The 18,107-nt window shown below is 73.6% G+C and carries 14 protein-coding genes; 9 read left to right on the top strand and 5 right to left on the bottom strand.

What is annotated here, in order from left to right; genetic code table 11:
- Positions 1–90 precede the first annotated feature (90 nt).
- Genes pucD through ACIP37_RS10005 form a run of 3 tightly spaced genes read right to left on the bottom strand, consistent with a single transcriptional unit; the run spans position 91 to position 3,829 of the window.
- Positions 91–2,460, bottom strand: coding sequence for a xanthine dehydrogenase subunit D (gene pucD / locus ACIP37_RS10015; RefSeq protein ID WP_400805030.1), 2,370 nt, complete (start codon positions 2,458–2,460; stop codon positions 91–93).
- Positions 2,457–2,945 (bottom strand): (2Fe-2S)-binding protein, encoded by a 489-nt coding sequence (locus ACIP37_RS10010; protein WP_350875362.1) that lies wholly within the window; start codon positions 2,943–2,945, stop codon positions 2,457–2,459. Before ACIP37_RS10010 ends, pucD begins: the two co-directional genes overlap by 4 nt.
- The gene (locus ACIP37_RS10005) at positions 2,942–3,829 is read right to left on the bottom strand and encodes a xanthine dehydrogenase family protein subunit M (RefSeq protein WP_371520765.1); all 888 of its coding nucleotides are present in this window, start codon (positions 3,827–3,829) and stop codon (positions 2,942–2,944) included. The genes ACIP37_RS10010 and ACIP37_RS10005 overlap by 4 nt, the downstream gene beginning before the upstream one ends.
- 450 nt (positions 3,830–4,279) lie before the next feature.
- Between ACIP37_RS10005 and ACIP37_RS10000 the strand changes: the two genes are divergently transcribed.
- A complete protein-coding gene (locus ACIP37_RS10000; protein WP_363579221.1) occupies positions 4,280–5,872 on the top strand; it encodes a PucR family transcriptional regulator in 1,593 nt (530 codons plus the stop codon).
- Between the two features lie 104 nt (positions 5,873–5,976).
- Here ACIP37_RS10000 and ACIP37_RS09995 read toward each other — a convergent pair whose 3' ends face one another.
- Positions 5,977–7,122, bottom strand: coding sequence for an alpha/beta hydrolase-fold protein (locus ACIP37_RS09995; RefSeq protein ID WP_363579219.1), 1,146 nt, complete (start codon positions 7,120–7,122; stop codon positions 5,977–5,979).
- A gap of 312 nt (positions 7,123–7,434) precedes the next feature.
- Here ACIP37_RS09995 and ACIP37_RS09990 point away from each other — a divergent pair, with 312 nt between their 5' ends.
- The 7 genes from ACIP37_RS09990 (at position 7,435) to ACIP37_RS09960 (ending at position 15,110) form a co-directional block, all read left to right on the top strand.
- On the top strand, positions 7,435–8,454 hold the full coding sequence (locus ACIP37_RS09990) for a sugar ABC transporter substrate-binding protein (RefSeq protein ID WP_400805033.1): 1,020 nt from the start codon (positions 7,435–7,437) through the stop codon (positions 8,452–8,454).
- A complete protein-coding gene (locus ACIP37_RS09985) occupies positions 8,451–9,482 on the top strand; it encodes an ABC transporter permease (RefSeq protein ID WP_363579215.1) in 1,032 nt (343 codons plus the stop codon). The genes ACIP37_RS09990 and ACIP37_RS09985 overlap by 4 nt, the downstream gene beginning before the upstream one ends.
- On the top strand, positions 9,479–10,345 hold the full coding sequence (locus ACIP37_RS09980) for an ATP-binding cassette domain-containing protein (protein WP_400805035.1): 867 nt from the start codon (positions 9,479–9,481) through the stop codon (positions 10,343–10,345). Before ACIP37_RS09985 ends, ACIP37_RS09980 begins: the two co-directional genes overlap by 4 nt.
- Positions 10,342–11,448 carry an ROK family glucokinase gene (locus tag ACIP37_RS09975; protein ID WP_400805037.1) on the top strand — a complete coding sequence of 369 codons (1,107 nt, stop codon included), beginning with the start codon at positions 10,342–10,344 and terminating at the stop codon, positions 11,446–11,448. Before ACIP37_RS09980 ends, ACIP37_RS09975 begins: the two co-directional genes overlap by 4 nt.
- A gap of 114 nt (positions 11,449–11,562) precedes the next feature.
- A complete protein-coding gene (gene ggt / locus ACIP37_RS09970) occupies positions 11,563–13,356 on the top strand; it encodes a gamma-glutamyltransferase (RefSeq protein WP_400805039.1) in 1,794 nt (597 codons plus the stop codon).
- A gap of 136 nt (positions 13,357–13,492) precedes the next feature.
- The gene (locus ACIP37_RS09965) at positions 13,493–14,296 is read left to right on the top strand and encodes an exodeoxyribonuclease III (protein ID WP_363579210.1); all 804 of its coding nucleotides are present in this window, start codon (positions 13,493–13,495) and stop codon (positions 14,294–14,296) included.
- A 154-nt stretch (positions 14,297–14,450) separates the two neighbouring features.
- Entirely contained in the window at positions 14,451–15,110 is a 660-nt protein-coding gene (locus ACIP37_RS09960) for a hypothetical protein (RefSeq protein ID WP_400843589.1), read from the top strand.
- A gap of 71 nt (positions 15,111–15,181) precedes the next feature.
- Here the strand turns inward: ACIP37_RS09960 and ACIP37_RS09955 are convergent, their stop codons facing one another.
- Complete coding sequence (locus ACIP37_RS09955; protein ID WP_400805043.1) at positions 15,182–15,979, bottom strand: lysoplasmalogenase; 798 nt, start codon at positions 15,977–15,979, stop codon at positions 15,182–15,184.
- Between the two features lie 235 nt (positions 15,980–16,214).
- Between ACIP37_RS09955 and ACIP37_RS09950 the strand changes: the two genes are divergently transcribed.
- A complete protein-coding gene (locus ACIP37_RS09950; protein WP_400805045.1) occupies positions 16,215–18,035 on the top strand; it encodes a DUF2398 family protein in 1,821 nt (606 codons plus the stop codon).
- The last annotated feature ends 72 nt before the right edge of the window (positions 18,036–18,107 follow it).

Below are 18,107 nucleotides of genomic sequence, written 5' to 3'. Positions count from 1 at the left end.
AGGTTCTCCTGCTCCCCGTCGCTGGAGCCCGGGGAGGTTCTCCTGCTCCCCGGGGCCTGAAGCCCGGGGAGCTCGCGGGCTCCGGGGGCGTCAGGCCCCGGGGGCCTCCGTGGTGAGGTGCTCGGGCCGGACCGGGATCCGGTTGAGGGCCAGGCCGGTGGCGTTGCGGATGGCGGCCACGATCGACGGCGTCGCCGAGACGGTCGGGGCTTCGCCGACGCCGCGCAGCCCGTACGGGGCGTGCGGGTCGGGCAGTTCGAGGATCTCCACCGGGATCGGCGGGGTGTCGAGGATGGTGGGGATCAGGTAGTCGGTGAAGGAGGCGTTGCGCACCTTCCCGTCCCGCACGATGATCTCCTCCATCACGGCGAGGCCGAGCGCCTGGGTGCAGCCGCCCTGGATCTGGCCGACGACGGAGAGCGGGTTGAGCGCCTTGCCGACGTCCTGGACGGCGGTGAGCTCGACGACCTTGACCAGGCCCAGTTCGACGTCCACGTCGACCACCGCGCGGTTGGCGCAGAAGGTGTACTGGACGTGGCCGAAGCCCTGCCCGGTCTCCTTGTCGAAGGGGACGGTCGGGCGGTGGTGGTGTTCGCGGGTGAGGTCGATGGCCTCGTCACCGAGCAGGTCGACCATGGGGACCAGCACGCCGGCGCTCTCCGAGACGACCTTCCCGGCGATCAGCGTGATGTCGCCGTGGGTCCAGCCGTAGCGGCGGCGGCCCTTCTCGATCAGCGCCCGCCTGACCGCCTCGGCGGCCAGCTTCACGGCGCCGCCGGTCATGTACGTCTGGCGCGAGGCGGAGGTCGAACCGGCCGATCCGACCTCGGTGTTGGCCGGGTGGATGGTGACCAGCTCGACGCCCAGCTCGGTGCGGGCGATCTGGGCGTGCACGGTGACGCCGCCCTGGCCGACCTCCGCCATTGCGGTGTGGACTATGGCGACGGGCTCGCCGCCGATCACCTCCAGGCGCACCCGGGCGGTGGAGTAGTCGTCGAAGCCCTCGGAGAAGCCGACGTTCTTGATGCCGACCGAGTAGCCGACGCCGCGCACGATGCCCTCGCCGTGCGAGGTGTTGGACAGCGCCCCGGGGAGCTGGCGCACGTCCGGGTGTTCGGTGTCCAGCGGCGGCGGCAGCGGCATCTCCTTGGCGCGCCGCAGCAGTTCGGCGACCGGGGCGGGCGAGTCGATCTGCTGGCCGGTGGGCATGCGGTCGCCCTCCGACATGGCGTTGAGCTGCCTCAACTCGACCGGGTCCATGCCGAGTTCGGCGGCCAGCTTGTCCATCTGCGACTCGTAGCCGAACGCGGCCTGGACGGCGCCGAAGCCGCGCATGGCGCCGCAGGAGGGGTTGTTGCTGTAGAGCGCGATGGCGTGCATCCGCACGTTGGGGATCACGTACGGGCCGTGCCCGAGCGAGGCCGCGTTGCCGACCACGGCGGGCGAGGCGGAGGCGTACGCGCCGCCGTCGAGCACGATCCGGCAGTCGGCGAAGACGAGTTTGCCGTCGCGGGTGGCGCCGTGCTCGTAGTGCATCCTGGCGGGGTGGCGGTGCACGTGGCCGAAGAAGGACTCGTCGCGGGCGTAGACGATCTTGACCGGCTTGCCGGTGTGCTGGGCCAGCAGGCAGGCGTGGATCTGCATCGACAGGTCCTCGCGGCCGCCGAAGGCGCCGCCGACGCCGGCCAGGGTGAGCCGGACCTTCTCCTCGGGCAGGTCGAGGACCGGGGCCATCTGCTGGCGGTCGACGTGCAGCCACTGGGTGGCGATGTAGAGGTCGATGCCGCCGTCCTCGGCGGGCACCGCGAGGCCGGACTCGGGGCCGAGGAAGGCCTGGTCCTGCATGCCGACCTCGTAGTCGCCGCTGACGATGACGTCCGCGAGCGCGCGGACCTCGTCGGTGACGCCGAGGCCGGAGACCAGCCGCTGCTCGTGGCAGATGTTGCCGTACCCGTGCGACTTGTACTCGTGCGGCTCGTGCACGTAGCCGTGGGTGGCGGGGTCGAGGCACTGCTCCTCGGTGACGATCGGGGTGAGCACCTCGTACTCGACCTTGATCCTCTTCACCGCGCGGCGGGCGGTCTCCGGGTGGTCGGCCGCGACCAGGGCGATCGCCTCGCCGTGGTAGCGGACCTTGTCGATGGCCAGGGCCGGCTGGTCCTGGATCTCCAGCCCGTAGTACTTCGCGCCGGGGATGTCCTGGTGGGTGAGGACGGCGTAGACGCCGGGCACCTTGAGCGCCTCGGAGATGTCCACCGACAGGATGGTGGCGCGCGGGTGCGGCGAGCGCAGCGCCATGCCCCAGAGCATGTCCTCGTGCCACATGTCGGAGGAGTACGCGAACTCGCCCTTGACCTTGAGGTGGCCGTCCGGGCGCAGCGGCGAGCCGCCGATGCCGTCCTTGCTGGCCTGCCGGATGTCCTGGAGGTTCTTCTGACCCTGGATGGTGCGGGTGGTCATTGCGACACGGCCTTTCCGGCGCACGTGCGGGCGGACGCCAGCCGCACCGCGTCCATGATCTTCTCGTAGCCGGTGCAGCGGCAGAGGTTGCCCGACAGCGCCTCGCGGATGTCGTTGTCGCTCGGCTGGGCGTCCCGCTCCAGCAGCGCGTCGGTCTGCACCAGCAGGCCGGGGGTGCAGAAGCCGCACTGGACGGCGCCGGCATCGATGAACGCCTGCTGGACGAGGCCCAGTTCGCCGTTCTCCCCGGTCAGGCCCTCGACCGTGCGCACCTCGCGGTCCTGCACCTGGCCGGCCGCGACCAGACAGCTGCAGACCGGCACGCCGTCCAGGTAGACCGTGCAGGAGCCGCACTCGCCCTGTTCGCAGGCGTTCTTCGAGCCCGGCAGGCCGACCCGCTCGCGCAGCACGTACAGGAGGCTCTCGCCCTCCCAGACGTCGTCCGCCTCGACCGGCTTGCCGTTGGCGGTGAAAGTCACCCTCATGCCGCGCTCCTGATCTGCTTGCTGTAGTCGTTCCAGGTCCAGGTGAGGGTGCGGCGGGCCATCACGGCCAGCGCGTGCCGGCGGTAGTCGGCGGTGCCCCGGACGTCGTCGATCGGCGAGGCGGCGGCCTTGACCAGCTCGCCGAAGCGCTGGACCACCTCGGCGCCCAGCAGGTCGCCGGACTCCCAGAGGCCGCGCTCGGCGAGCACGCCCGCCAGGTACTCCTCGGCCTCGACGGCGCGGCGCGGCGTGGGGGCGGCCGAGCCGATGCCGGTGCCGACGGTGCCGTTCTTCGGGTGGAGGGCGAAACCGAAGGCGCAGACCGCGATCACCATGGCGTTGCGGGTGCCGATCTTCGAGAACTGCTGCGGGCCGTCCGCCACCGGGATGTGCACGGCCCGGATCAGCTCGTCGGCCTCCAGGCTGTTGCGCTTCACGCCGACGTAGAAGTCGTCGATCGGGATCAGCCGGGTGCCGCGCACGGAGGCGGCCTCGACCAGGACGTCCCGGCCGGCCGCCAGCAGCGCCGGGTGGGAGTCGCCGGCCGGGGAGGCCGCGCCGAGGTTGCCGCCGACGCCGCCGCGGTTGCGGATCTGCGGGGAGCCGACGGTGTGGGCCGCCAGCGCGAGCCCGGGCAGCGGCCCGGACAGCTCGTCGATGATCCGGGAGTAGGGGACGGAGGCGCCGAGCCTGACGACGCCGTCGTCGTTCGACCACTGGGTGAGCTCGGTGATGCGGTTCAGATCGAGAATCGCGGATGGCCGGTGCACGTCGAAGTTCAGCTCGACCATGACGTCCGTACCGCCCGCGATGGGCAGCGCGGTCGGGTACTCGGCCTTCGCCGCGAGTGCCTCGTCCCAGGTAGCGGGCCGAAGGAACTCCATGCGGGTGTCTCCTCAAGTCGTCGCCTGCCGGACGGGTGGGCACAGTGCCCGGAACTCGGTGTTCGGACCTCTCAACCAACCGCTTCGTCGCCTCCGCGTCGGGCCCCGGTCACCGGGCTGCGTCCGGCGGCGTGTCGCCCAGTGAACCGCCGGGACGGGGCCCACTGGCAGTCACCGATGGCATGAAGCCCCGGCTGTGCTCCCGCCCGGCATCCTGTACGTTCCTCTAAGGAGAGGAATGCGCAGCCCAGGTGTTCACCAGGTGCTACCTACGACCGTAATCCGGCCGTGATTCGCAAGCGACGGGCCCGTGATCCGGTCGCCCGCCCGGACGTGACGACAAGTACGGATGTTCGGGCACACTGTGACCCCCGACCGAACGCCCGGGCCTCCCCCGTTCGGCCCACCCCCAGCCCCGTCCCACCCTCAGCCCCCGTTAGGAGTCCGCGGATGCGTGTCCGTGACCTGCTCGCCCCCGGCGCCCCGCGACTGCGCCTGCTCGCGGCCGAGGACGAGCTGGACCGGCAGGTCAGCGGTGTCATGACCACGGACCTGCACGACCCCGGCCGCTACCTGCACGGCGGCGAGCTGGTGCTCACCGGCATGCTGTGGCGCACCGCCCCGGCCGACTCCGAGCGGTTCGTGCGGACCATCGTGGCCGGCGGCGCGGTCGCCCTGGCGGCCGGCGAGGCCGAGGTCGGTCCGGTGCCCGAGGACCTGGTGGAGGCCTGCCGACGGCACCGGATGCCGCTGCTGGCCGTCCCCGACGACATCGCCTTCGGCACCGTCACCGAGTTCATCGGCCGCCAGGTCTCCGCCGACCGCGCCGCCGACCTCGCCGCCCTCGTCGACCGGCACCGCCTGCTGGTCTCGGCGGCCGGCGGCGGCGGCCTGGACGCGGTGCTGGACCTGCTCGGCGGCGACCTCGACCTCGACTGCTGGGTGCTCACCCCCACCGGCGCGGTGATCGCCGGCCCCGCCGACCGCCTCCCGGCCGAGGACCGCGACCAGCTGGTCCGCGCCCACCTCGGCGCCCAGCGCCAGCGCCGCCGCCCCCCGCACCGGGCCCGCCTGGCCGGCGGCTCCTACTCGCTGCTGCCCGCCCCGGCCTCGGCCGACCACCAGGCGCCGCTGGCCGACTGGGTGCTCGCGGTGGCCGGCGACGTCACCGAGTGGACCACCAAGCGCCAGCAGCTCGCCGAGAACCTGGCCCGGCTGGTCGCCGCCGAGCGCCACCGCCGCGACGAGGGCCGCCGGCTGCGCCGTCGCCTCGCCGACGAGGTGCTGGCCCTGCTCCAGCGCGACGCCGATCCGGCCGAGATCAGCCGCACCCTGTACGCCTCCTCGGCGATGGCCGCCCGCTACGAGAGCGTCGAGCCCAAACCCCAGGCCCAGGACGGGTCCTGGCTGGTGCTCAGCGCCGAGGGCACCGGCCTGCCCGAGGGTGTGGTGCGCGCCGTCCTGGAGGAGGCGCTGGGCGGCACCACCGACCGCGCGCTGGTCGCCGGGGCCGGCGCCGGCGCCGTCGTGGTGCTGCCCGCCCTGGACGGCCCGGTGCCCGCCGAGACCCTGCGCGACCTGCTCGCCCCGCTGGAGGCGGGCCTCGGCTCGGAGGGCCGGATCACCCTCGGCGTCTCCGCCCCCGCCTCCGAGGCCGGCGGCCTGCGCGGCGCCCTGGAGGAGGCCCGGCACGCCCGCCGGATCGCCGCCGCCCGGGTCGGCCGGGTCTGCGTGGCGGGCCCCGAGGAGCTGGCCTCGCACGTGCTGCTGCTGGCGGCCGTCCCGGACGAGGTCCGCCGCGCCTTCCGCGGCCGGCTGCTGGACAAGGTGATCGCGTACGACATCGAGCACCAGGCGGACCTGGTCCGCACCCTGGAGGCGTTCCTGCGCTCGGACGGCTCCTGGACGCGCTGCGCCGCGCAGCTGCACGTCCACGTCAACACCCTGCGCTACCGGATCGGCCGGATCGAGGAGCTGACCGGCCGTGACCTCTCCCGGCTGGAGGACCGGGTGGACTTCTACCTGGCGCTCGAACTGGCCTGACGGCCGGGCCTGAGAGCCGTGCCCCACGCAGGAGGGGCCCGCCGCGAGCACTCGCGGCGGGCCCCTCCTGCATGATCGTTACTGCTTGGGACTACTGCGTGGGACTACTGCGGCGGGATGACCGAGGTCATCCACTCGAAGATGCTCGGCACCATGGTCTTCCACAGCTCGGTGGTGTGCGGGCCGTTGCTCTCCTGGACCTGGACCTTGGTCGGCTCCTTGGCTGCCGCCGCGATCGCCTGGCCGTCCTCCAGGCCGTCGCCCTTCTTGCCGCTGATGTAGAGGCTGACCTTCGGCGGCTGCTGGGCGCTCTTGAGGATGTTGACCGGGTTGTTGGCCTCGCGCAGCTTCGGGTCCTTGCCGACCAGGGAGTCGCTCTCGGACGCCGGGTCGTTGTAGCCGGACATCGAGATCGCGGCCCGGTACCGGTTGGGGTGCGCCAGGGACAGCTTGGCCGCGCAGTGGGCGCCGGCCGAGTAGCCGGCGATGCCCCAGCGGTCCGGGGACGGGTCGGCGCGGAAGTTGTCCATGATCATCTGCGGGACGTCCCGGGTGAGCCAGGCGTCGGCGTTGATCTTGCCGGGGATGTCGGTGCAGCCGGCGTCCTGGTGGTTGCCGAGGAGCAGGGTGCGCGGCGAGACCAGGATGAACGGGGAGACCTTGCCCTGCTGCATCAGCGGCTTGAGCTGCTCGGAGACCTTGAGGGTGCCGTACCAGGTGGAGGAGGAGCCCGGGTAGCCCGGGATCAGCTCGACCACCGGGAACTTCTTGTCCTTGAACGCCGGGTCGTTGTACTGCGGCGGCAGCCAGACCAGCACCTCGCCGTCGACCCCGGACACCTGGCCCTTGAGCTCGGTCTTCTGGACGTCGCCGGGCACCGCCGGGTCGCCCACGCCGGCGAACTTCTGGAGCGCCTTCGGCGGCTGCTTGGCCGCGTCGCCGCCGCCCTGGCCGGCGCCCTCCTTGCCCGAAGCGCCCTGGTCGGCCGGCGCCACCTGCGGCACGGCCCGGACGTGGTCACCGGTGCCGAGCAGGTCGTCCCAGTTGCCGTAGATCAGGTTGGCGTTGTTGACCATCACGAAGACCATCAGCACGGCCGTGATCTGGCAGAACATGATCATGACGAGCCTGGACAGGATCCGCACCGGGTTCGGCCCGCGGACCTTGCTCCAGTACAGGAGCGCCACCGCGATGGACACCGGCACCAGGATGACGGTGAGGATGAAGAATGGCGTACCTGTCAGTTGCATCGAGTTCTCGTATCCGGGTTGCTGGCCGCCCGGGCCCCACTCGCCCGAACGCACTCCAATGGCATTGGACGGCGCGGAACCGATGATCGGTTGCCATCCGAATCTGTGCGGAACCTGAGAGGAACATCACGTTTCCTGTGATGTTCCTGTTTCGGGTCGGCGCTAAGTCTGCCACCCGGACGGCCGTCGTCCGGACGAGATGTCCAGCGAACTTCCAGGAAGGTCCCCCGGGGCACCTTACCTCCCGCGTCGCGGGCGCCGCCGGGCGAGGCGGTGTCATCCACGTGCCGCCCGGCCAGAGAGACTATGGGGATGAGCACAACCCGCTTTCGCCCGTCCCGCCGTTTCTGGCCCGTCTGCGCCCTCCTGGCACTCGCGGTCACCGCGGCCGGTTGCAGCAGTACCGGAGGCCGCCGCGCCGAGGAGGCCCGCGCCAAGGCGTCGGCCGCCGGCGGCAGCGCCGTCACCACCCCGCGCTGGAAGGTCGCCATGGTGACCCACGCCGGGGCCGGCGACGCCTTCTGGGACAGCGTGCGCAAGGGTGCCGAGCAGGCCGCCGCCAAGGACAACATCACCTTCCTGTACTCCAACGACGCGCAGACCCAGAACCAGGTCCAGCTCGTCCAGGCCGCCATCGACCAGAAGGTCGACGGCCTGCTGGTCACCCTCGCCAAGGGCGACGCCATGGCCGACGTCCTCGGCAAGGCCAAGGCCGCCGGCATCCCCGTGATCACCGTCAACTCCGGCCAGGAGTACTCCGCCAAGTTCGGCGCGCTCACCCACATCGGCCAGGACGAGTCCACCGCCGGCCAGGCGGCCGGCGCCGAGCTGGCCGGCCGCGGCCGCAAGAACGTGCTCTGCGTCATCCACGAGCAGGGCAACATCGGCCAGGAGCAGCGCTGCTCCGGCGCCCAGTCCAAGGCCGGCGGCGCCTTCCAGGTGCTGTACGTGGACGGCGTCAACATGCCCGACGCCCGCGCCGCGATCTCCGCCAAGCTCCAGGCCGACCCGGCCATCGACACCGTGCTCACCCTCTCCGGCCCGGTGGCCGCCACCGGCCTCCAGGCCGTCCAGGACGTCCACCGCGCCGTCGAGCTCGACACCTTCGACCTGGGGCCGCAGGTGGTGGCCGGACTCAAGTCCGGCTCCGTGGGCTTCGCCGTCGACCAGCAGCCCTACCTCCAGGGCTACGAGGGCGTCGACCTGCTCTGGCTGTACAAGTCCAACCTGGACATGCTCGGCGGCGGCAAGCCCGTCGCGACCGGCCCGCAGATCCTGACCAAGGACGACGCCGACGCGCTCGCCGAGTACGTCGCGAGGGGGACCAGGTGAGCACCACCGACGTCCTCGCCCAGGACCGCCCGGCCGCGCTGCGCCGCCTCCTCGCCCGCCCCGAGCTCGGCTCGCTGATCGCCGCCGTCGCGGTGTTCACCGTCTTCGCGGTGGCCGCCGAACCCTTCCTGCGGGTCTCCTCGCTGGGCACCGTGCTCTACGCGGCGTCCACCATCGGGATCATGGCCGTCCCGGTCTCGCTGCTGATGATCGGCGGCGAGTTCGACCTGTCGGCGGGCGTGCTGGTCACCACCGCCGCGCTGACCTCCTCGATGGTCTCCTACCAGTTCACCGCGGTGACCTGGGTCGGCGTGCTGGTCTCGCTCGCCGTCACCCTGGCCGTCGGCGCCTTCAACGGCTGGATGCTCGGCCGCACCCGGCTGCCCAGCTTCATCGTCACCCTCGGCACCTTCCTGATGCTGACCGGTGCCAACCTCGGCGTCACCAAGCTGGTCTCCGGCACCGTCTCCACCAGGCCGATCTCCGACATGGAGGGCTTCGCCTCCTGCCGCTGGCTGTTCGCCTCCGAGGTCACCGTCGGCGGACTGACGATCAAGGCCACCGTCTGGTGGTGGCTCGGCCTGCTCGCGGTCGGCAGCTGGGTGCTGCTGCGCACCCGCTTCGGCAACTGGATCTTCGCCGTCGGCGGCGACGCGGACGCCGCCCGCGCGGTCGGCGTGCCGGTCGCCCGCACCAAGACCCTGCTCTACCTCGGTGTCGGCTTCGGCGCCTGGGTGCTCGGCCAGCACCTGCTGTTCTCCTTCGACACCGTGCAGTCCGGCGAGGGCGTCGGCAACGAGCTGATCTACATCGTCGCGGCCGTCATCGGCGGCTGCCTGATCACCGGCGGCTACGGCTCGGTGGTCGGCTCCGCGCTCGGCGCGCTGATCTTCGGCATGGCCAGCAAGGGGATCATCTACGCCCAGTGGAACCCGGACTGGTTCAAGTTCTTCCTCGGCGCGATGCTGCTGCTCGCCGCCCTGCTGAACGCGTACGTCAAGCGCCAGGCCGAACGGGGGCCCCGATGAAGACCGAACTGCTCGCCCTGGAGGGCGTCGGCAAGAGCTACGGCACCGTCCGCGCCCTCCAGGACGTCTCGCTCACCCTGCACGCCGGCGAGATCAGCTGCGTGCTCGGCGACAACGGCGCCGGCAAGTCCACCCTGATCAAGATCATCTCCGGGCTGCACCAGCACGACGAGGGCACCTACACCGTCGGCGGCGAGGAGGTCCGGCTCGACTCCCCGCGCCAGGCCCTGGACCGCGGCATCGCCACCGTCTACCAGGACCTCGCCGTCGTCCCGCTGATGCCGGTCTGGCGCAACTTCTTCCTCGGCTCCGAGCAGGGCCACCGCCGCTGGGGCGGCCTGCGCCTGGACGCCGAGGCGATGCGCGCCACCACCCGCGAGGCGCTCGCCCGGATGGGCATCGACCTGCACGACGTGGACCGCCCGATCGGCACCCTCTCCGGCGGCCAGCGCCAGTGCGTGGCGATCGCCCGGGCCGTGCACTTCGGCGCCAAGGTGCTCATCCTGGACGAGCCGACCGCGGCGCTCGGCGTCAAGCAGTCCGGAGTGGTGCTCAAGTACGTCACCGCCGCCCGCGACGCCGGGCTCGGGGTCGTCCTGATCACCCACAACCCGCACCACGCGTACCTGGTCGGCGACCACTTCACCCTGCTCAAGCGGGGCCGGATGGCCGGCAGCCACCCGCGCGCCGAGATCGGCCTCGAACAGCTCACCACCGAGATGGCCGGTGGCTCCGACCTCGCCGAGCTCTCGCACGAGCTGGCCCGGCCCACCGAACCCCAGCCCCGCACCGAACCCCAGCCCCGCACCGACCCCCAGCCCCGTCCTGACCCCGAGCCCCGTGAGGAGCGTCCGCAGCCGTGACCAGCCCCCAAGGCAGCACCCGGCCGGCCGTCCTGCCCACCCTGCTCGGCCTCGGCCCCCGTGCCGAGCGCCGCCGCCGCGCCCTGCCCGCCGGGATACTGCGACTGCCCACCATCGGCGTCGACATCGGCGGCACCAAGGTGGTCGCCGGAGTGGTGGACGGCGAGGGCAAGGTGCTGGAGAAGCTGCGCACCGACACCCCCGACAAGAGCAAGAGCGCCAAGGTCGTCGAGAACGTCATCGTCGACCTGGTGCTGGAGCTCGCCGACCGGCACGACGTCCACGCCGTCGGCATCGGCGCGGCCGGCTGGGTCGACGCCGACCGCTCCACGGTGCTGTTCGCCCCGCACCTGAACTGGCGCGGCGAGCCGCTCCAGCAGGCGCTCAGCGAGCGGCTGCGCTTCCCGGTGATCGTCGAGAACGACGCCAACGCCGCCGCCTGGGCCGAATGGCGCTTCGGCGCCGGGCGCGGCGAGGACCACATGGTGATGCTCACCCTGGGCACCGGCATCGGCGGCGCCGTCGTCCGCGACGGCTACGTCGACCGCGGCAAGTACGGCCTGGCGGGCGAGTTCGGCCACATGCAGGTGCTGCCCGGCGGCCACCGCTGCCCGTGCGGCAACCGCGGCTGCTGGGAGCAGTACTCCTCCGGCAACGCGCTGGTGCGCGACGCCCGCGAACTCGTCGCCGAGGAGTCCCCGGTGGTGCAGACGCTGCTCGCCCGGGCCGGCGGCACCGTCGAGGGCATCACCGGACCGCTGGTCACCGAGGCCGCCCGGGCCGGCGACCCGACCGCCACCGAACTGCTCTACGAGGTCGGCACCTGGCTCGGCGTCGGCATCGCCAACCTGGCCGCCGCGCTCGACCCGGGCCGCTTCGTCATCGGCGGCGGCGTCTCCGAGGCCGGCGACCTGCTGCTCGGCCCGGCCCGGGACACCTTCCGTCGTACCCTCACCGGGCGCGGCTTCCGGCCCGAGGCCAGCATCGTGCACGCCGCACTCGGCAACGAGGCCGGCCTGGTCGGCGCCGCCGACCTCGCCCGGCAGGTCGCCCGCCGGTTCCGCACCATCAAGCGGCGCCGGGTCGAGCGCAGCGGCGTCTGAGCCCTTTCGCCTGATTCGGTTCCGTCAACTACCGGTTGGTAGCGGTGCGGTGTGATTGTCGGGATCATGCCTCCTGTGAGACAACGGAGTTGACGTCGACTCAGGAGGACTCGGATGAGGGCTCTGGCCCGTATCGCACCACCGCTGCTGCTCGCCACCGCCCTGGTCTGGTCCTGCGCCGGGCCGGCCGGGGCGGCGGGGGCGGCCCCGCCGCCGAAGGCCCCCGAGGCGGTGGGCCGGGGCGGAGCGGTGGCCAGCGTCGACGCCGACGCCACCGCGGCCGGCATCGAGGTGCTGCGCAAGGGCGGCAACGCGGTCGACGCGGCGGTCGCGACCGCGGCCGCCCTCGGCGTCACCGAGCCCTACTCCTCCGGCATCGGCGGCGGCGGGTACTTCGTCTACTACGACCACGCCAGCGGCCGGGTGCACACCATCGACGGCCGCGAGGTGGCCGGCCGCACCGCCGACAGCGGGCTGTTCCTGGAGGACGGCAAGCCGCTGGCCTTCGCCGACGCCGTCACCAGCGGCCTGTCCGTCGGCGTCCCCGGCACCGCCGCCACCTGGGACACCGCCCTGCGCCAGTGGGGCACCCGCACGCTCGCCGACGCCCTCGAACCCGCCGAGCGGATCGCCGACAACGGCTTCGTCGTCGACCAGACCTTCCGCGGCCAGACCGCCGACAACTACGACCGGTTCAAGGACTTCCCGGACACCGCCAAGCTCTACCTGCCCGGCGGCAAGCCCCCCGAGGTCGGCACCGTCCTGCGCAACCCCGACCTCGCCGCCACCTACCGGCTGCTCGCCGAGGACGGCGTCAAGGCCTTCTACCAGGGCGACCTCGGCAAGGACGTGGCCAACACCGTCCAGCACCCGCCGGTCGACCCGGCCTCCGGCCGCAAGGCCCGCCCCGGCAAGATCGACACCGCCGACCTCGCCGCCTACCAGGTCCGCCGCCAGGCGCCCACCCACGTCCCGTACCGCGACTACGACGTCTACTCCATCGCCCCCTCCAGCTCCGGCGGCACCACCGTCGGCGAGGCGCTCGGCATCCTGGAGGACGGCGACCTCGGCGCGTACAGCGACACGCAGTACTACCACCACTTCCTGGACGCCTCCCGGATCGCCTTCGCCGACCGCAACCGCTGGGTCGGCGACCCGGCCTTCGGCGACGTCCCCACCAAGGAACTGCTCTCCGCGCGCTACGCCGCCTCCCGGGCCTGCCTGATCAGCCCCGACCGCGCCCTCACCAGCCCGCTCGCCCCAGGCGACCCGCGCCACCCCGCCGACTGCGCCGAGGCCGGCCCCGCCGTCGCCGAGCCCTACGAGGGCCCCAACACCACCCACCTCAGCGTGGCCGACCGCTGGGGCAACGTCGTCTCCTACACCCTCACCATCGAGCAGACCGGCGGCAGCGGCATCACCGTCCCCGGCCGTGGCTTCCTGCTCAACAACGAGCTCACCGACTTCGACTTCTCCCCGCTCACCCCGGGCGTCCCCGACCCCAACCTGCCTGGCCCGGGCAAGCGGCCGCGCTCCTCGATCTCCCCGACCATCGTGCTGCGCGACGGCGAACCGCTGCTCGCCACCGGCAGCCCCGGCGGCGCGACCATCATCACCACCACCCTCCAGGTGCTGCTCGGGCGGCTCGACCGGGGCCTGAGCCTGGAACAGGCCATCGCCGCACCGCGCGCCAGCCAGCGCAACACCGTCGCCACCCAGGCCGAGCCCGGCTTCCTGGCGCTGCCCGAACGGGCCGCCCTGGAGGCGCTCGGGCACAGCTTCACGTCCGTCGCCGAGATCGGCGCCGCCACCGGCGTCGAACGGCTGCCGGACGGGCGGTGGGTGGCCGCGGCCGAACCGGTCCGGCGCGGGGGCGGCTCCGCGGCGGTGGTCCGGCCCACGGGCTGACCGGGCCGCAGGCCGGCCGGGCCGTACTGTCGGTGCCGGGCGGTATGTTCGGGGTGGGCGTCCCCTCGGGGGGTGCCCACCCCTCGTCTCGACCGAAGCACCCGTCCGTACCGAACCACCGGGAAGGCCGCCCGCCGTGACCGTCCGCATCGCCACCTGGAACATCAACTCCGTCACCGCGCGGCTGCCCAAGCTCCTGGAGTGGCTGGAGAGCGCCAAGCCCGACGTGCTCTGCCTCCAGGAGCTCAAGTGCGCGGCCGACGCCTTCCCGTACGAGGCGGTGCGCGCCCTCGGGTACGAGACCGCGGCCCACGGCACCGGCCGGTGGAACGGCGTCGCGATCGTCTCCCGGATCGGCCTGGACGACGTCGTGCGCGACCTGCCCGGCCAGCCCGGCTACCTCGCCGACGGCGCCCTGCTGCCCGACGTCGAGCCGCGCGCCGTCGCCGCCACCTGCGGCCCGGTCCGGGTCTGGTCGGTCTACGTGCCCAACGGCCGCGAGGTCGACCACGCCCACTACCGCTACAAGCTGGAGTGGCTACAGGCGCTGCGCACGGCCGCCACCGAGGACGCCGCCGGGCCCCGCCCGTTCGCCGTCCTCGGGGACTTCAACATCGCTCCCGCCGACGAGGACGTCTACGACGTCGCCGCCTTCGAGGGCCTCACCCACGTCACCCCCGCCGAGCGGGCCGCGCTGGAGGCCCTCGGCGAGGTGGGCCTGCACGACGTGGTGCCGCGCCCGCTCAAGTACGACCGCCCCTACACCTACTGGGACTACCGCCAGCTGGCCTTCCCCAAGAACCGGGGCATGCGGATCGACCTCACCTACGCCAACAAGCCGTTCGTGGACGCCGTCACCGACAGCTACGTGGACCGCGAGGCCCGCAAGGGCAAGGGCACCTCGGACCACGCGCCGGTCGTGGTGGACCTCGACCTGTGAATCACCCTGGGTGAGGGGCGGTAACCCGAACGGTCCCGACCGGTGGCCGGGGCCGGGCGGGCTGCCTACTGTCGGGCATAACCGGGTGCAGTTGTTCGACCACGTGGACATCGGAGTCCCCCCGGCTGCGCCCGAGAATCCCGGAGGTTCCGGCATGCGCCCCATGCGTACGGCCGCCGCCGCCCTGATCGGCGCGACGGTGCTGACCGGCCTGACGGCCCCCCTCGCATCCGCCAGGGACGGCTCGGCCTCGGTCAGCCCGCCCCAGGCCGCACCGGGCCAGACCGTGAAGCTCACGGTCTCCTGTGAGAAGTCGGACAAGCCCGACGCCAAGACCATCACCGCCCACTCCGCCGCGTTCGAGGGCGGTCCGGCCACTCTCACCCTGGGCTCCGACGGCAAGCACAGCGGCTCGGCCCGGCTGGCCGGCCAGCACTCCGGGGACAACAAGATCGACGGCACCTGCCCGGACGGCGGGGCGTTCTCCACCAAGGTCGCGGTCGCCGGCGTCCCGGTCGCCGGCTCCGACAGGGACTCCGACAAGGGCTCCGAGAAAGGGCCTGAGAAAGGCGCCGAGAAGGGTCCCGAGAAGGGTCCCGAGAAAGGCCTCGGCGACTGGGGCAAGGCGGCCGGCGAGTGGGCGGGCTCGCTCGGCCAGTCCGGCGCCGGCGGCCAGCAGGTCGCCCCGCACGGCGCCGTGAACACCGGCCTCGGCGGTTCGGTCGCGGCCGATCCGGCGGAGCTGGCCGGGGGCCTGGCCCTGGTGGCGGGCGGCGTCGGAGGCTTCTGGCTGCTGCGGCGGCGCGGTGCCTGATGGGCACCGCCGCCGTTTTGTTTTCCCCGCGCGCCGTCGGACCCTGACCGGGCCGACGGCGCACAGGCGTGTCAGCCGGCCTGCGGCGCGGGCTTCCGCTGCTGCTGAGGCCCGTGCCCGGTTTCCTGCCCGTGCTTGTTCTCGTGCCCGAGTTCGAGCTCACGGTGCCCGTGCCCGTGCTCGTGCTCGTGCTCGTGCCGGAGGGTGCCGCTGGCCAGCAGGTACTGGGCCAGGACGTACGTCGCCATGATCCAGAACTGGTGCCCCGGCAGCTCCCGCCACTTCGCCAGCTGGGTGGCGATCAGTGTGTCGGACAGCAGGAACAGCGCCCCGCCCAGCCCGGTCCGCCAGCCCAGCCCGGCCGAGGTGACGGCCGTGGAGGCGAGCAGCAGGCTGTAGCCGGCCACCGGGATCCGCAGGTCCCCGAGGTCCGGCCAGAGCTGCCCGACCATGGCCACCCAGGCGGTCGCGTACGCGGCCGCCACCACCAGGGCCCGCCGACGGTCGGTCAGCGCCCCGCGCCGGACGAACATCGTCACGTAGCAGACGTGCGCCGCCGCGAACGAGCCCATCCCGGCCAGGAACGCGGTGTCGTTCTTCAGCTGGAGCAGCACGTCCCCGCCCGCGCTCAGCAGCAGTGCCGGGGCCAGCGGCTTCGGCGCCCGCCGCCCGGCGGTGGCGGCCGCGGCGACGCTGTGCGCGGCCAGCAGCGGCATCAGGGCCGGCTTGGTGGCGTTCTGCAGCACGGACGCGCCGGAGGCGATCGCGCCTAGGTGCGTCGCCGAGGCGGCCGCGAAGCCGCCGAGCAGGCCGGCGGCCGAGCGCAGGCGGCCGCCGAGGACGGCACGGGTGGTCGTACGGATGCTCATGCGGCTGCTGACCTCCGGGGTCGGGCGGTGGGGGGAGTGGGACGAACCCTAGGCGACCCGCCGGTGCGGCGGAAGAGCGGGTTACCGGCGCGTAACCCGGGTGGTGCGGGGCGGGTGACGGCGCGGCGGCGGGTGCGGGCCGGCGGGTGGCGTAGCGGAGGGCGGCCGGTCACTTCGGCGCACGGCCGGTTGCTGCCGCCGGGTGACCCGGCCACCGTCTAGTCTGGTCCCCGACATGGAGCAGCAGGAGTACGCGGTCGGCGCCACCCGGGTGGCCACCGGCAGGCCGGACGGGCGCACGGGCGGGACGGGGCGGAGGACCACCGACGCCCTCCTCGCCGTACGCGAACCCGCGGCCGGGCCGGCGCCCGAAGCCGTGTCCGGCCCCCGTGCTGACGCCGCGCCGACCAGGCCCGCGCCGGAGCCGGGCGCCGCCTCCGCGCTCTCGCCCGACCCGGGCCTGCTCCGGCTCGCCCACTGGTTCGCCGCCGCCACCCCCGGCACCGCCGACGACCTGTGCGCCGCCTCCTTCGGCCTCTACCCGGCCCGCCATCTCGGCGCCCCCGCCGAAGCGGCGCCCGACGCCGACGTCAGCTGGTGGCACGGCCCCACCGCGCACGCCACCGCCGCCCTGCGCTCCCGGGGGCCCCGCCCCGTCGGCGGTCTGCGCCGCGCCCGGCGGGACGCCTCCGCGCTGCCCGTCGTCCGGTCAGGTGCCAAGCCGGGCAGGCCCGGCAGGCACCGCAAGCCCGAGCGCACCCGCCCGGTGCCGGGCGCGCAGGATCGTTCCGGCCAGGACCTTCCGATACCGGCCCCGGCCCTGCCCGTCGCGGACGTTTGCGCCCCGGCCCTTCCCGCCGTCGACCTGCCCGCCGCCGAACGCCGGATCGCCGCCCGGCTGCTGCTCGCCCACCCGCTGGTCACCGCCTCCGGCCCGCACGCCGACGGCTTCCCGCTGATTCGCCGTCACCGCGACTGGCTCGTCGAACGCTTCGACGCCCTGCTCGGCTACCGGCTCGTCGTCGGCCCCTGGCACGCCCGGCTCTGCAAGGCCGGCCTCGGCCCCGGCGCCGCCCGCCGCCTCGAACACCCCGCGACCGGCGCCCCGTTCACCCCCGCCGGTTACGCCCAACTCGCTCTCGCCCTCGCCCTGTTGGTCGACGCCCCCGAGCAACTGCCGTACGGGCGGCTGCTCGACGCCATGCGCGCCGCGGCGCCGGGCCTCGCCGCCGGCCCGGCCGACCGCGCGATGGCCCTCGCCGCGCTCGCCGACTGGCAGGTCCTCGGCGACCTGCCGGCCGACCCGGCCGACCCGGCCGACCCGGCCGACCCGGCCGTCCGGGCCGCCGTACTGACCGTCGACCGCGAACTCGCCCGCTCCGTCCCGGCCGGCCCGCCCGCCCTCGCCGACGACGCCGCCGACCTGATCCGCCGCGCCGCCGACGCCGAACCCGCCACCGCCGTGCGCCGTCTGCTCGCCGAGACCCCCGCCGTCCTCGACGCCGACCTCCCCGAGGACCGGAGCGCCTGGCTGCACGAGCACCGGCTGAGCGGCCCGGCCGCGCTAGCCGACTTCCTCGGCCTGGAGACCGAGCTGCGGACCGAGGGCGTCGCCCTGCTCGACCCGGCCGACGAGCTCACCGACCTCGTCTTCCCCGGCGCCGGCCCCCTGCCGCAGGCCGCCCTGCTGCTGCTCGAACGCCTGGTGGAGGAAGTCCGCCCGCTGCCCGGCGAGACCACCACCGGCGGCGACGTCCCGATCCCCGACGCGCTGATAGACGGCCTCCTCGGCGACATCGCCGACGAGTACGGCCTCCCGGCCCGCTGGCGCCGCGACTACCTCGCCGACCGTACCGCGCTGCGCCGCGACGCCCTCGACCTGCTCCACAACCTCGGCCTGATCACCCCCACCCCCCGCGGCAGCCGCTCCCCGGGCTGGCTCCTGCGCCCGCCCGCCGCCCGCTACGCCCCCGCCCCGGACTTCCACCCCGTCCCCGGCACCGGCCGCCACTCCCGCCCCGCGCCGGCCGGGGCCCGGGAGCAGCGGCGCGCCTGAGGCCGGTTCGCCGCCCAGCTCCGCTGTCTCGCCTCGCTGTCGCGCCTCGCCGCTCCGCCGTCGCCGGAAAGG

Source organism: Kitasatospora sp. NPDC088861 (genome assembly GCF_044750105.1).
Taxonomy (GTDB): domain Bacteria; phylum Actinomycetota; class Actinomycetes; order Streptomycetales; family Streptomycetaceae; genus Kitasatospora.
The sequence above is the reverse complement of the archived record's forward strand: the minus strand, read 5'-3'. Positions and strand labels throughout refer to the sequence as shown.

Excerpts from the sequence above, each read along its gene's own strand:
- pucD (WP_400805030.1), bottom strand. The coding sequence starts at position 2,460 with ATGACCACCCGCACCATCCAGGGTCAGAAGAACCTCCAGGACATCCGG.
- ACIP37_RS10010 (WP_350875362.1), bottom strand. The coding sequence starts at position 2,945 with ATGAGGGTGACTTTCACCGCCAACGGCAAGCCGGTCGAGGCGGACGAC.
- ACIP37_RS10005 (WP_371520765.1), bottom strand. The coding sequence starts at position 3,829 with ATGGAGTTCCTTCGGCCCGCTACCTGGGACGAGGCACTCGCGGCGAAG.
- ACIP37_RS10000 (WP_363579221.1), top strand. The coding sequence starts at position 4,280 with ATGCGTGTCCGTGACCTGCTCGCCCCCGGCGCCCCGCGACTGCGCCTG.
- ACIP37_RS09995 (WP_363579219.1), bottom strand. The coding sequence starts at position 7,122 with ATGCAACTGACAGGTACGCCATTCTTCATCCTCACCGTCATCCTGGTG.
- ACIP37_RS09990 (WP_400805033.1), top strand. The coding sequence starts at position 7,435 with ATGAGCACAACCCGCTTTCGCCCGTCCCGCCGTTTCTGGCCCGTCTGC.
- ACIP37_RS09980 (WP_400805035.1), top strand. The coding sequence starts at position 9,479 with ATGAAGACCGAACTGCTCGCCCTGGAGGGCGTCGGCAAGAGCTACGGC.
- ggt (WP_400805039.1), top strand. The coding sequence starts at position 11,563 with ATGAGGGCTCTGGCCCGTATCGCACCACCGCTGCTGCTCGCCACCGCC.
- ACIP37_RS09960 (WP_400843589.1), top strand. The coding sequence starts at position 14,451 with ATGCGCCCCATGCGTACGGCCGCCGCCGCCCTGATCGGCGCGACGGTG.
- ACIP37_RS09955 (WP_400805043.1), bottom strand. The coding sequence starts at position 15,979 with ATGAGCATCCGTACGACCACCCGTGCCGTCCTCGGCGGCCGCCTGCGC.
- ACIP37_RS09950 (WP_400805045.1), top strand. The coding sequence starts at position 16,215 with ATGGAGCAGCAGGAGTACGCGGTCGGCGCCACCCGGGTGGCCACCGGC.